The sequence below is a fragment of the Fictibacillus phosphorivorans genome, from assembly GCF_001619875.1.
Classification (GTDB): domain Bacteria; phylum Bacillota; class Bacilli; order Bacillales; family Fictibacillaceae; genus Fictibacillus; species Fictibacillus phosphorivorans_B.
The window spans coordinates 170,073-183,228 of record NZ_LRFC01000034.1 but is presented as its reverse complement, the minus strand read 5'-3'; the positions used below and the strand labels follow the sequence as shown (position 1 = coordinate 183,228).

At 41.3% G+C, this 13,156-nt stretch carries 13 protein-coding genes; 7 read left to right on the top strand and 6 right to left on the bottom strand.

All coding sequences use genetic code 11. From position 1 onward, the window contains the following. Positions 1-79: 79 nt before the first annotated feature. From AWM68_RS14545 to AWM68_RS14520, 6 genes are all read left to right on the top strand, one after another. A complete protein-coding gene (locus tag AWM68_RS14545) occupies positions 80-430 on the top strand; it encodes a YojF family protein (RefSeq protein ID WP_066243209.1) in 351 nt (116 codons plus the stop codon). 9 nt (positions 431-439) lie between these two features. Beyond that, on the top strand, positions 440-1,087 hold the full coding sequence (bshB2, locus tag AWM68_RS14540) for a bacillithiol biosynthesis deacetylase BshB2 (RefSeq protein ID WP_066243206.1): 648 nt from the start codon (positions 440-442) through the stop codon (positions 1,085-1,087). Between the two features lie 202 nt (positions 1,088-1,289). Beyond that, positions 1,290-1,565, top strand: coding sequence for a spore morphogenesis/germination protein YwcE (locus tag AWM68_RS14535; protein ID WP_066243203.1), 276 nt, complete (start codon positions 1,290-1,292; stop codon positions 1,563-1,565). Between the two features lie 289 nt (positions 1,566-1,854). Continuing rightward, a complete protein-coding gene (gene proB, locus AWM68_RS14530; RefSeq protein ID WP_066243199.1) occupies positions 1,855-2,988 on the top strand; it encodes a glutamate 5-kinase in 1,134 nt (377 codons plus the stop codon). 45 nt (positions 2,989-3,033) lie between these two features. After that, the gene (locus AWM68_RS14525) at positions 3,034-4,305 is read left to right on the top strand and encodes a glutamate-5-semialdehyde dehydrogenase (RefSeq protein WP_066243197.1); all 1,272 of its coding nucleotides are present in this window, start codon (positions 3,034-3,036) and stop codon (positions 4,303-4,305) included. A 135-nt stretch (positions 4,306-4,440) separates the two neighbouring features. After that, complete coding sequence (locus tag AWM68_RS14520; protein WP_066243195.1) at positions 4,441-5,403, top strand: nuclease-related domain-containing protein; 963 nt, start codon at positions 4,441-4,443, stop codon at positions 5,401-5,403. A gap of 390 nt (positions 5,404-5,793) precedes the next feature. Here AWM68_RS14520 and qoxD read toward each other — a convergent pair whose 3' ends face one another. The 5 genes from qoxD to AWM68_RS14495 all read right to left on the bottom strand — a co-directional run bounded on the left by qoxD (position 5,794) and on the right by AWM68_RS14495 (position 11,542). Then, a complete protein-coding gene (gene qoxD, locus AWM68_RS14515; RefSeq protein ID WP_082820724.1) occupies positions 5,794-6,225 on the bottom strand; it encodes a cytochrome aa3 quinol oxidase subunit IV in 432 nt (143 codons plus the stop codon). After that, positions 6,218-6,838 carry a cytochrome aa3 quinol oxidase subunit III gene (qoxC, locus tag AWM68_RS14510; protein WP_066243194.1) on the bottom strand — a complete coding sequence of 207 codons (621 nt, stop codon included), beginning with the start codon at positions 6,836-6,838 and terminating at the stop codon, positions 6,218-6,220. The genes qoxD and qoxC overlap by 8 nt, the downstream gene beginning before the upstream one ends. A gap of 14 nt (positions 6,839-6,852) precedes the next feature. Continuing rightward, positions 6,853-8,793, bottom strand: a complete 1,941-nt coding sequence (gene qoxB, locus AWM68_RS14505) for a cytochrome aa3 quinol oxidase subunit I (protein ID WP_066243191.1) — start codon at positions 8,791-8,793, stop codon at positions 6,853-6,855. Positions 8,794-8,811: 18 nt separating this feature from the next. Beyond that, a complete protein-coding gene (gene qoxA / locus AWM68_RS14500) occupies positions 8,812-9,786 on the bottom strand; it encodes a cytochrome aa3 quinol oxidase subunit II (RefSeq protein ID WP_082820723.1) in 975 nt (324 codons plus the stop codon). Between the two features lie 403 nt (positions 9,787-10,189). After that, positions 10,190-11,542 carry an L-cystine transporter gene (locus AWM68_RS14495; protein ID WP_197468187.1) on the bottom strand — a complete coding sequence of 451 codons (1,353 nt, stop codon included), beginning with the start codon at positions 11,540-11,542 and terminating at the stop codon, positions 10,190-10,192. Between the two features lie 327 nt (positions 11,543-11,869). Between AWM68_RS14495 and AWM68_RS14490 the strand changes: the two genes are divergently transcribed. Then, a complete protein-coding gene (locus AWM68_RS14490) occupies positions 11,870-12,439 on the top strand; it encodes a DJ-1/PfpI family protein (protein ID WP_066243182.1) in 570 nt (189 codons plus the stop codon). On the opposite strand, the gene AWM68_RS14485 is transcribed toward AWM68_RS14490, so the two are convergent. Next, on the bottom strand, positions 12,436-13,155 hold the full coding sequence (locus AWM68_RS14485) for a 5-formyltetrahydrofolate cyclo-ligase (protein WP_066243179.1): 720 nt from the start codon (positions 13,153-13,155) through the stop codon (positions 12,436-12,438). The genes AWM68_RS14490 and AWM68_RS14485 overlap by 4 nt on opposite strands. Position 13,156 lies beyond the last annotated feature (1 nt).

The following is a 13,156-nucleotide window of genomic DNA, read 5'->3' as shown; positions in this document are numbered from 1 at the left end:
CAATACAGGCATATCATACACGTTATTTTGAGTTTTGAATTATAATAAATACATCTATTCTGCACAGGAGTGTGAAGATATGCAGCTCATACAAGCCAATGAAGTCCAGAACACACTGGATCAGCTTATTGGAAAAGAACTTTATCTACATTTAGAAACCACCAATGGCGCTTATGCCAATCACAATAACGATAGTGTCCTTACCGTTAACGCATATATCCGAAATGGAAAAGTGACCCCCCTGTCAGGAAAGATTATGGGAAATGGTCCTTTTAGAGTGGGCTTAAAGATCGAACTCGGCTGGATTTATGCTGAAGGATTAACACATTGGGAAATTGATTCTAAAGGAAGATTATTGATGGCAGGCCATGATCAAGAAGGTCGTCTTGCAGTTGCACTGCAGCTTAGCTCTTCCCCATTTGATGTATAAGGAGGTTACATGATGAACGATCATTTATTGGTGATCTTCCCTCACCCCGATGATGAAGCTTTTGGGGTGTCAGGAACGATTGCTCAACATACGAAAAAAGGGTCACCTGTTACCTACATTTGCTTAACCCTTGGCCAGATGGGAAGAAACATGGGAAATCCGCCTTTTGCAACAAGGGAATCCCTTCCTCTTATTCGTCAAAAAGAACTGGAAGATGCTTGTGCGGCTGTAGGCATTGACGATTTGCGCCAGTTCGGATTGCGTGATAAGACAGTAGAATTTGAAGATGAAAAAGGATTAGCTGACAAATTTTTATCTGTAATTGAAGAGGTAAAACCTACTAAGCTGATCACTTTTTATCCAGGATATAGCGTCCATCCTGATCACGAAGCTACAGCAAGAGCTGTCGTTCGGGCAGTTAAAAGCATGCCGGAGTTGGAGCGTCCTGAACTCTTATGTGTAGCTTTTGCAAAAAACTCTGAGGCTGAGCTTGGTGCACCACACATTGTGACAGATATATCTGATGTTTTTGAGGAAAAAATGAATTGCATTAAAGCGCATAAATCACAAACCCAATGGCTCGTAGAGAGTGTTAAGAAGGATCCTGCTATGCTAGAATGGGTAAAGCATGAGAGGTTTTGGCGTTATCCATTATAATATTATTCATCAAGAACTCGTTGCCCTGACAGGGCTTCGAGCTCTTTTTTTGTTCAGAAACTTGAATTTTCAAAAAAATGTACAAATCCATGTGGCATTTTCCTCCTATTGTGGTATACTAATTGTAACAAATCGTTCACATTTTAGACGCTAATTCGTCAAAATTGTAAGCGTAAACAATACTTCAAGGGGTTGATTAGTAATGGATGTTTTTATGGTTTACTTATTTGTAGCGACTGCCACACCGCTATTTTTGTGGAATGATAGTCGCAAGTTAGCCTTATGGCAAACGCCGTTCATCGCCCTGTTATGGACTTACGTCGTGTTATTTATGGCTAATGACAGTTTAAGCTTATTCGTTCATAGTTTCTTCATCACAGTATTCATTGCAAACGTCGTATTTGCTCATTACGCAGCATATATCGTATGGGGTCGTCCATATCTGGCGAAACGAAAAATGGAAAAAGCAAAATATTAATATTAACTTTATTCCCCTCTTTTTTAGAGGGGTTTTTGCATTTTATGGAAAAATTATCTACCGGAATATCTCTGTATATATAGTTTTAAACCTTCCTGCGAGCCTATCACTCCCTATGTTCAAAATAACCCTCTTATCTACCGTTTTCTTCACTTTTTGCCCGTTTCCTACACTATCTCACCAAACCCTGTTGTGTTTGAATCTCACCATGTTATACTCGTTACCGTTGTAATTTTGACCGGTAAACAAATTTGTACCATTAACAAAACAGGAGTGATTCTAACTAGATATGGATTTAAATAATTCAACGAATAAACGCATTGTTATTAAAATTGGATCGAGTTCTTTAACTAGCAGACTTGGAGACATCAGTCGAAGAAAACTTGAACGCCTAGTAGATGAAGTTGTGAAATTAAAAGATGAGGGTCATGAAGTGTTGCTCGTATCTTCTGGTGCAGTCGCTGCTGGCTATAGACGTTTAGGCTGTTTAAATCGGCCAACTTCCTTAGCAGAAAAACAAGCAGCAGCTTCAATCGGCCAAGGCCTGTTAATGGAAGCTTATTCTGAGCGATTCGTATCTCACGGTTATACTGCGTCACAAATCTTAATAACAAGAAGTGATTTTTCAGACCGAGATCGGTACCACAACGCTCGTAATACTATCAATGTCCTTTTAGACCGGGGCATCATTCCGATCGTAAACGAAAACGACACGGTTACCGTAGAGCGCTTGAAGTTTGGTGACAACGATACGCTTTCGGCAAAGGTTGCAGGTCTTGTTGATGCAGACCAGCTCATCATCCTTTCTGATATTGACGGTCTCTATACAGAAGACCCACGAAAAAATCCAGAAGCTAAGTTATTAACGAGAGTAAGCGAGATTACGCCAGAAATCGAAGAGTCAGCTGGCGAACCAGGCAGTGAAGTGGGAACTGGCGGAATGCGTTCTAAAATTGATGCTGTTAAGATTGCTATGGCTTCTGGTATCTCTTCATTCCTCGGCAACGCTACTTCAACAGATATTATTCATGGGGCTGTTGAAGGCAATGCGCGCGGTACGTATTTTGTACCTGATAAAAATGAGTTCAACCTGGATACAAAGCGTCAATGGATCGCCTTTCATTCAGGTCCAGAAGGCGAGATTGTTGTATCCAATAAAGCCAAACAAGGGATTGATGAACTAAAAAGCCTTTACCCTACTGGCATTCGTTATGTGAGTGGCCACTTCAAAAAAGGCTCAGTTGTTCGTATTAAAGACTTGGACGGAAATGAAGTAGGTCTTGGCGTTTCCAACTATTCGTCTAAACAGTTGATCAAGATCAAAGGAATCTCAACCGACGAATTGAACAATGTAGGTCCTGAAGAGGCGATCAATAATAACGATTTAGTCTGTCACACGCGATTAGCAGTTCCTATTCACTAATTCTGAAATGAAAAGGAATGATTGAAAAATACAAGGAGGCGTTGGATGAGTACTTTTACTAGTACAACCAAACAAATTAACGTTAAAGATCAAGCAAAATTAGCACAGCAAGCTTCTAAAAAGCTAGCGCTGTTGAGTGAAAAAGAAAAAAACGAAGCATTATTAACGATTGCGGATATTCTTGAAAAAGAATCTGAATATATTTTAAAAGAAAACCAAAAAGATTTGGATAACGGTGAAGATAAAGGCTTTTCTGAAGCACTGATGGACCGTTTACGATTAACCGAAAAACGTGTGAAGGAATTTGCAGATGGCTTGCGTGAGGTTGTGGAGCTACATGACCCTGTTGGCGAGATTTTGTCAGACTGGACGCTCGATAACGGACTAAAAGTGGAACAAGTACGCGTTCCATTAGGCGTGATCGGTATGATTTACGAAGCTCGTCCGAACGTAACAGTCGATGCAACGGGTTTAGCATTAAAATCAGGTAATGCGATCGTGCTGAAGGGCGGTTCAAACGCCATTCACTCTAATTCGGCTATTGTTTCTGTCATTCATAAGGCATTAGCTACAACAAAAATACCTGAAACTGCTGTTCAATTTATCGCTTCTACTGACAGAGAAGCTGCTAGTCAATTGTTTACGATGAAAGAACACATCGACGTGTTGATTCCTCGTGGTGGAGGTGCCCTGATTAAGACAGTTGTCGAAAACGCTACTGTTCCTGTCCTCGAGACAGGTGTGGGTAACTGTCATGTTTATGTTGATCAGTTTGCAGATGTGGAAAAAGCGCTTAGAATTATGGAGAATGCTAAAACCGACCGACCAGCAGTTTGTAATGCTGCAGAAACGTTTATTTTCCATGAGGCATGGTTGTTGAAGAATGCAGGTAAAGTTCAGGAACTTTTTGAAAAGCATGGTATTGAAGTACACGGTGACGAAAAAGCAGCAGAATTACTGCCTGATGTTATCCCTGCTAACGAAAAAGACTGGGCAGAAGAGTATTTAAGCTTAGCGGTCGCTGTTAAAGTAGTAAGTTCTGTTGAAGAGGCTGTCTCGCATATCGAGCGTTATGGTACAAAACACTCAGAAGCCATTGTGACTGAGAATGCAGAGAACGCTGTAACGTTTTTAAACAGCGTTGACGCAGCAGCAGTATACCACAATGCCTCGACCCGTTTCACAGACGGATCAGCACTTGGATTTGGAGCGGAGATTGGTATCTCTACACAGAAGCTCCATGCACGCGGACCGATGGGATTGCCAGCTTTAACAACGATTAAGTATCGTATGACTGGCGATGGACAGATTAGATAAACAGGTTAGATAAAATCTTTATGTATTTGAAGGCAGTCCCGTTGAGGGCTGTCTTTTTTTGTATATTTTTGTAGAAAAGCAGCAGGGTAATTGGCTATAGAGGCAGAATTTTTTATGTAGAGAAGGAGGTCGTTTATGTTAATAAAAGAGCGTACGAAGTCTGTTAGGATCAAGAAGCTGGAAGTTATGCAGCGCAGAATTATTAGGCATCATCCAAGGTATTTATCAATAGAAGATGAGTTGAGCGGCAGATTAGCCGGACATTTTGGCGAACAGTCGAATGATTATTTTTTGAAGCCTTTCCGGGAATTTTCTGTTCTCCATGATTTAAGACTTACCGCGCACGAAAGTTATTTTCAAATCGACACCTTACTGCTCTCCCCTCGTTATCTTTTGAACCTCGAAGTGAAGTACATTACCGGAACTTTAGTTTTCGACCACCTCAACCAAGTCATCCGATTGAAGGATGACGGCACTGAAGAAGCATTTAAGAATCCCATTTTCCAAGTGAAACGCCAGCAATCCCATTTGATCGAGTGGATGGCAAGAAATCGCATTCCTCCCATTCCTGTCCGCTCTCTAGTAGTTATGAGTAATACAAGAACCATCATTCAAGCTCCTCCTTCAAGTAAAGACGTCCCTCAATATATTACGCATAGTCCCTATTTGCAGGAAAGAATCAAGATCATTGATAAGATATATAGCGTGGAGAAACTTAACAAAAGAGAGTTTGGTAAACTGTCCAAGATGCTCGTCCAACATCATACACCAGAAAACCCTGACTTATTAAAAAGGTATCAGATTGAAGAAAAGGACATTATCAAGGGAGTTTATTGTACGGAATGCTTTTATATGCCTGTGGTGAGACAATACAGAACATGGATTTGTCCCAAATGTTCGCATAAAGCTCATGACCTTCATTTGCCTACACTTGAGGATTATGCTCTTTTATATGGGACAACAATCACTAACAAACAGTTCTGTGACTTTCTTCAAGTTTCATCACGACATGTAGCTACTCGTTTATTATCAGATATGAATTTAAAGCAAACAGGGTCAGGAAAAGGAAGAGTTTATCATCTTCCAGAACCACAATAAGTAATACTAACCATAAAATATTGTGAACTGGCCATCAAATTTTTGTGAACGAGCATAAATCTCTGTGAGCGAGCATAAACCTCTGTGAACGAGCATAAATCTCCGTGAGCGAGCATAAATCTCTGTGAACGAGCATAAATCTCCGTGAGCGAGCATAAATCTCTGGGAACGAGCAAAAACCTTCGTGAGCAAGCATAAACCCTCCGTGAACGAGCATAAACCCAATGTGAACGAACATAAATCTCCGTGAGAGAGCATCAGATGAAAATCACAGTACGCTTTCCACCTTACTGAACCTAAAAAAGAAGGCTCTCATCACACTAGAACCTTCTCACATAAAAAAACCTCCTGCCATCACTCAGCAAGAGGTTTTTCAAATCAAATCATATCTTATTCATGACTTCCATGTTCACCGGAATCATGTTCACTTCCGCCACCATGAGAACCGTGATTCTCATGGTTCTCTGTCTTCGGTGCGTGGTTATGCTTGTCGTGCTTCGCGTGGCCTGCTGCCATTACCCAAACTGAGCCAATTACGATAACGATCGCAACGAACGCCGCGAACAATATGTTACCGATCTGTACGCGACTTGTGAGATTACTCTTTGTCGAGTTCTCTGTTACGTGCATGAACATCAACAGCTGCAAGGCTGCCTGCAAGAATGCAAAACCAAAAATAATGATAAGAATCCATGTTAAGGATAAGTCAGTTCCGAGTGCGATCCATAGTGCAAATAACGTAAGCACGATGGAAAGCACAAATCCGATTAAATGTTTCCACGGAAAACCGTGGTGTTCATTTGCTGCTGTTTTATTAGCCATGATGCATCACCATCCCCATCAGATAAACGGCAGTGAAGATAAAGATCCACACTACGTCTAAGAAGTGCCAGTAAAGACTGGTGATGAAAACTTTTGCAGAAGTGGCTGGCGTAAGACCGCGCTTCGCCACTTGAATCAAGACCATCGTTACCCAGAAGATACCGAACGTTACGTGGGCACCGTGAGTACCTACAAGAATGAAGAATCCTGACCATGCTGCACTCGTACCGATGTTTGCACCTTCATGGATGAAGTGCAAGAACTCTTGAATCTCGAAGTAAAGGAATCCAAGACCAAGTCCAAGCGTAACGACCATCCACGTGATCAAACCTTTTACATTGTGGCGTCGCATCTCATGAACGGCAAGTCCGCAAGTGAAACTACTTGTTAGAAGCAGGAAGGTTTGAATTAACAAACTCTTCACTTCAAACAGCTCACCAAGTGCAGGACCATCTGCAATACGATGTGTTAAAACCATATACGTTGCAAACAATGTTGAGAATAACGCAATTTCTGCCCCTAGAAAAATCCAGAAACCGAGAATGTTTAGACGCCCAATCTCCGAACGATACTCTAAAGGCGTGTTGGGGTCGTGTGTTTCTGCATGTGCCATTTTTTCACGCCTCCTTATTTAGAAATCTTTTCTGTTTCGATAATCTCTTCAACACTTACATAATACCCGTCATCATACTCGAATGAACGGTAGATCAATGTTCCGAATACACCAACCAATCCGATGATCGCCATCCACATCCAGTCAAATACCATACCGAATCCGGCAACGAAAAAGAATGATGCCATGATGAACGGTACACCAGAATTGCTAGGCATATGAATCGGTTTAAGTTCATTAGCTGTTAACTTCTCAACTTTTCCTGCTTGCTTTTGTCTCCAGAAGTGGTCAAGACCTGTTACCTCTGGAATTTTAGCAAAGTTATAGAATGGAGGCATTGCTGTTGGAGTAGACCATTCAAGCGTACGGCCATCCCAAGCGTCTCCAGTTGTTTCACGCTTCGCGAAACGGAAGCTGTAGTACATGTTGTAAACAAGAACTAAGAATGCAATACCCATCATGAATCCACCGATCGTAGATACCATGTTTAATGGACCCCAGCCAGACTCTTCACTGTACGTGTAAACACGACGTGGCATACCGTCTAGACCAAGGAAATATTGCGGGAAGAAACATACATTAAATCCAATAGTGAAAATCCAGAATACCCACTTACCGATACGTTCGTTCAGTTTGTAACCAAACATCTTCGGATACCAGTAGATTAAACCAGCGAAACAAGCAAATACTGTACCAGCGATCAATACATAGTGGAAGTGAGATACTAGGAAGTATGTGTTGTGATACTGATAGTCTGCAGCTGCCATTGCAAGCATGACACCTGTAACCCCACCGATTACGAAGTTCACAATAAATCCAAGTGACCAAAGCATAGGTGTCGTAAATTGAATCTTACCTCTGTACATCGTGAACAGCCAGTTAAATATTTTAACCCCTGTCGGAATACCGATCGCCATCGTAGTGATAGAGAATACGGAGTTAACAAGTGCTCCTGAACCCATCGTAAAGAAGTGATGGACCCAAACCAAGAAGCTGTATCCTGCGATTAAAAGCATAGACCAGATCATGGCTTTGTAACCAAATAACGTTTTTCTAGAGAAAGTAGAAATAATCTCAGAGAACATACCGAACGCCGGAAGGATTACGATATATACCTCTGGGTGACCCCATAGCCAGAAAAGGTTCGCCCAAAGCATATCCATTCCTGCTCCTTGCAGGGTGAAGAAATGGCTTCCGAATAAACGGTCAAATGTCATAAGTGCCAGTGCAACAGTTAGAATCGGGAAAGCGAAAATAATGATAACCATTGTTACAAGTGATGACCAAGTAAACATTGGCATACGGAACAATGTCATTCCCGGTGCACGCATCTTAAGGATTGTAACTAAGAAGTTAATACCCGTTAAGAGCGTACCAATACCTGCGATTTGCAGTCCGAGCAAATAATAGTTCTGTCCAGGTCCTGGACTCAGCTCGTTACTCGCAAGTGGCATGTAACTCGTCCAACCTGCTGATGGAGATCCACCGATAACGAATGAGATGTTGAATAACATCGCACCGATAAAGAACGTCCAGAAACTAACTGCGTTTAAATAAGGATAAGCTACGTCACGTGCCCCGATCTGTAATGGAACAACGACGTTAATCAAACCAATCAAGAACGGCATCGCCATGAAGATAATCATGATCGTACCGTGTGTTGTAAAGATTTCGTTATAGTGCTGTGAATCGAGGAACTTCGCCTCAGGAACCGCTAGCTGTGTACGCATTAAGAGCGCATCGACACCACCGCGGAACAACATAAGCACAGCGGAAACGATATACATTATACCGAGTTTTTTGTGGTCAACCGTTGTAAGCCATTCGTCCCACAACCATTTCCACTTTTTATATTTAGTAAGATAGAACAGGATACCCACCATCGTTAGTACGATGGATACGTCAGCACCATAAATCATCGGGTCGCCTGTTACGAAAAATTCATCCCATTTCATATTGAAATGCCTCCTCTGTTAATGGGCATGAGAATCCCCATGAGACTCTGATTCTTCAAGCTTCTTCATCTCTTCTTCACGCTTTTTCTTTTCTTCCTTCCCTGCTTTTGAGTGAGGAAGCTTCTCTTCATAACCTAAACGTTTGCGAGCATCTAAAGCGTACTCAGCGTTTTTAGCGTGGTCTACCCAATCTAAGTGAGTAGAAGAGAAAGTCATTTGTTTCACGTGACCAGGAAGCATAAGCTTGTCGTACTGCCCCTTCGAAAGCTCAGGAGCATCAGCTTTTGTTTCACTCGCCCACTTTTCAAACTCTGCATCAGACATAGCCATCACATCAAACGTATGGTTAGTAAATCCTTCTCCTGTAAAGTTAGAGTTACGTCCTTCATACGTGCCTTGCTCGTCAGCTTGCAGATAAAGCTCTGTCTCCATGCCAGCCATCGCATACTTTTGGCCACCTAGTTGAGGAACCCAAAAGGATGCCATAGAATCAGCAGAAGTCAGTTTGAACAAAACAGGTCGATCTTCGGGAATATGAAGATAGTTAACTGTTTCAATATCTTGCTCTGGATATGAGAATACCCATTTCCAGTTTACAGATGTTGCATGAATCACCAATGGCTTTTGATCTTTCGACTCTTCAGGAGGTCCCTCCAGAGAGTAGATACTATTAACCGTTGGAATCGCTAATGCAATAACGATAATAATCGGAATGATCCACCAAATCGTCTCAAGAAGATGACTTCCTTCGTTATCTGGATCATAGCCTTTATGATTTTTGTGATCACGATATTTATAAACAATAAAAGCAGTAAGTGCGTAAACAACGAGCAGGATAAATAACATAAACCAGATAGAATACATGATCAGATCCTTCTGTTCTTCTCCTACAGGTCCTTTTGGATCTAAAACAATCATATCGCTGCAGCCGCTTAGCATAAACACGGCCATCATTAACCCGAATGTTAAAAACGGCTTCAACCGTCGCATCACCAGGTCCACCTTCCTTTCTCTATTTACAAGCATTTAACTTTTGCCCAATAAAACGAACCAAGAGTGATTATAGAGTATTGTGAATTAAATCACAATGGATATCATAGGCAAAATCAAAATGACAAAAAACCTTTGCCCTCATAGTACCAGAAACCTAATAAATGTGACCTGCTCCCCAACAAATGTCACGATTACTTCAAATAAAGCTCACAACTTTATCACAGTTTCGCCATAGAATGTTCACGATTATGGAAGAGCCTTCTTGAGCTGGAAAAGAAACTTGTTCTATTTGAAAGTTCAGTTTTTAATTTTTACCCTTAAACCCTCCAATTCACACCTTCATATGAAAAATTTACAAATAAAAAACGACCCTGCCAGAAAGGCAAGATCGTTTCATTATTGGTTATGCACTTACTTCGACTTGATTTTCGCTGTCGTTGTAAACGTCTGTGTCTAATTGTTTTTGAACTTTACTTGTTAAAAGGCCTGACGTCATCGCACCGCTTACGTTTACAGCAGTACGTCCCATGTCGATCAGCGGTTCAACAGAGATCAATAGACCTGCTAAGGCAATCGGAAGATCCATCGCTGATAACACGAGGATCGCAGCAAATGTAGCTCCGCCTCCAACACCAGCAACACCAAACGAACTAAGCGCTACAACTACAACAAGCGTCAATAAGAAAGATGGTGATAATGGGTCGATTCCGACAGTTGGTGCAATCATAACCGCAAGCATCGCAGGATAGATTCCGGCACACCCGTTTTGACCAATTGAAAGGCCGAACGAACCTGAGAAGTTTGCGATTCCATCAGGTACACCCATGCTCTTTTGTGTACGGATGTTTAATGGTAGCGCTCCGGCACTAGTACGCGAAGTAAAGGCAAAGGATAGAACCGGGAATGCTTTTTTCATATACGTAACTGGGCTTAAACCAGCGAACGTTAATAACAATAAGTGAATTCCGAACATGATCAACAGTGCGACATATGACGCGATAACAAACTTTCCAAGCTTTGCGATCGCACCCATATCACTTAGCGCAACTGTTTTCGTCATTAAAGCAAGTACTCCGTATGGTGTTAAACGAAGAATTAATGTTACAACACGCATGATCACAGAATAGAAAGCATCAACAATCTTGGCAAACAATTCTGCATGCTCTTCTTGCTTTCGTCTTACCCCTAGATAAGCTACTCCAAGGAATGCAGCAAAGACAACCACTGCGATCGTTGAAGTTGGACGAGCTCCTGTGAAATCAAGAAATGGATTTGCTGGCAACAAGGATAGAATCTGTTGCGGAAGTGTTAAGTCTTTTACTTCTGTAAACGTACTTTCCATCTGTTCACCACGAGCAGTTTCCGCATCACCTTGTTCAATCTGAACAGCTTCAAGGTCAAACGCAACAGATGTAGCGATACCGACAACTGCTGCAATAGCAGTTGTTCCGATTAAAATGGCGATGATCATTCCGCTAAGTTTTCCGATATTCCCTTTTAAGTTCAAACGTGTGAACGCTGAAAGGATGGAAATAAACACGAGCGGCATTACGATCATTTTTAAGAATGTTACGTATCCACCCCCGACTAAATTAAACCAGTCAGTTGATTTCGAAGCTACCTCAGAATCAGCTCCATAGCCGTATTGTAGTCCAAGACCAAAGAGAATCCCTAATCCAAGACCCGTAAACACACGCTTTGAGAAAGAAACGTGCTTTTTTTGCATGTAATACAATACACCTAAAAGAATTAGCATAATAGCAATGTTCAATAAAACTAAGTAAGTAGTCACCTACAAGTCCCCCCTTTAGTTAACTAAAATAAATTAATACAATAAAACCTATCTGTCAAGTAGGAATTACTGCAGGATTACTTTTAGCGGCCACCTCCTCACACAAAAAAAGACAAGGCTTTAATTAATTAGCCAGTCATTAGTGTGTTTATGCTTGAAATCTCAGAAGAAATATTCGGTTGTGATTCAGTTATATTCACTTTGAAAACAATATATGCTTGTTTTTGTAGCAAATTACTATGAGCAGGTGCTAAAATTTGGATATAGGCATTTAAAACGGAGGTAAATTCTATGAAAAAAGTTCTATTATTTGTTTACGATTCTTTTGCAGAATTCGAAGTAGCTATATTAAATACGTGTTTAAGCGGATCAGAATATGATCTTGTTACCTGCTCTCCTCACTCTTCTACCCAGACCGTCACATCAGCAGGCAAGCTTAAAATTAAGCCTGACCTATCCGTAAATGAAGTAGCAACAGATGATTATGCTGCTCTTATTATCCCTGGCGGAACACCGTTTCCTCTTTTGCAAAATTCAGCGGTTACCGAGATGATCCGTACTTTTTTTGATAAAGGCAAGCTGATCGGCGCGATCTGTGGAGGACCTGTCCTGTTAGGTGCAACTGGTATTTTAAATCATATCCAATACACAGCGTCTCTTACTGAAGATGACTCAAACTATACATCTGTAATGAACTGGAGCAATAAACGTGAAGAACACCTTGTATGTGACCAAAATGTAATCACTGCAACTGGTTCTAACTATATCCAGTTCGCTGAAGAGGTGTTACGCCGGCTAAACGTTTTTCCTGCCAACACGGAAAATCCGCTTAAATATTTTAAAGTGCCTACAATGTCCTAACGTTTATTTACTGTCAGTTCCTTAATTTCTTTTAAAACAGGCATGATGTTCAGATCCTCCTCACTTACTTCATCCCAAACAATCCCTGTTGGTTTAGGATAAGGAGAGCAAGTTTCGATTAACCCTTTTTCCGTTGCAATCCAGTCAACTGTTAAATCAAAGACATCAACAGGGATTTCATCATCAACGAGCTGTGCACTTTGAATCGAAGTGATCACAGGCACTTCTTTGTTACCGAGCTCTCGGATGATTGCATACTCTCGATCGGCGTATCCTTCTCCCTTTCCAAGACGTCTGCCGTCACGATGAATCGCCACCGAACCAACAACAATTAAATCAATTTCTGGCATTTGTGATAATGGCAAAACTCTTCCATAATTCGAAATGCTCGATAGACTTGCGGCTTTTCGCTCCTCTCCTTTTGGAACCCACTCTGGTTTCACCTGAATAAAGCCATCTTTTAAACGAGGTGTTGGAACGAGAAGCATTTTTCCATCTTTTAAAATCTGTGCTCGAAGCGGCAGCTGCGGCGAATCTTGATTCACCTTGATCACACTTGCTTCTTTATACTCTTTCATTTCTGAAATAAACCTTGCAGCAGCCTCTGCCCCTTTAAAATTAGGGATACGATTCGTTAATGGGAACGGAAATCTACCTAATTTTTCTTCAGCTAGCTTATTCCACACTTTTTCCCTGATTTCATGTTTTGTTTTCATT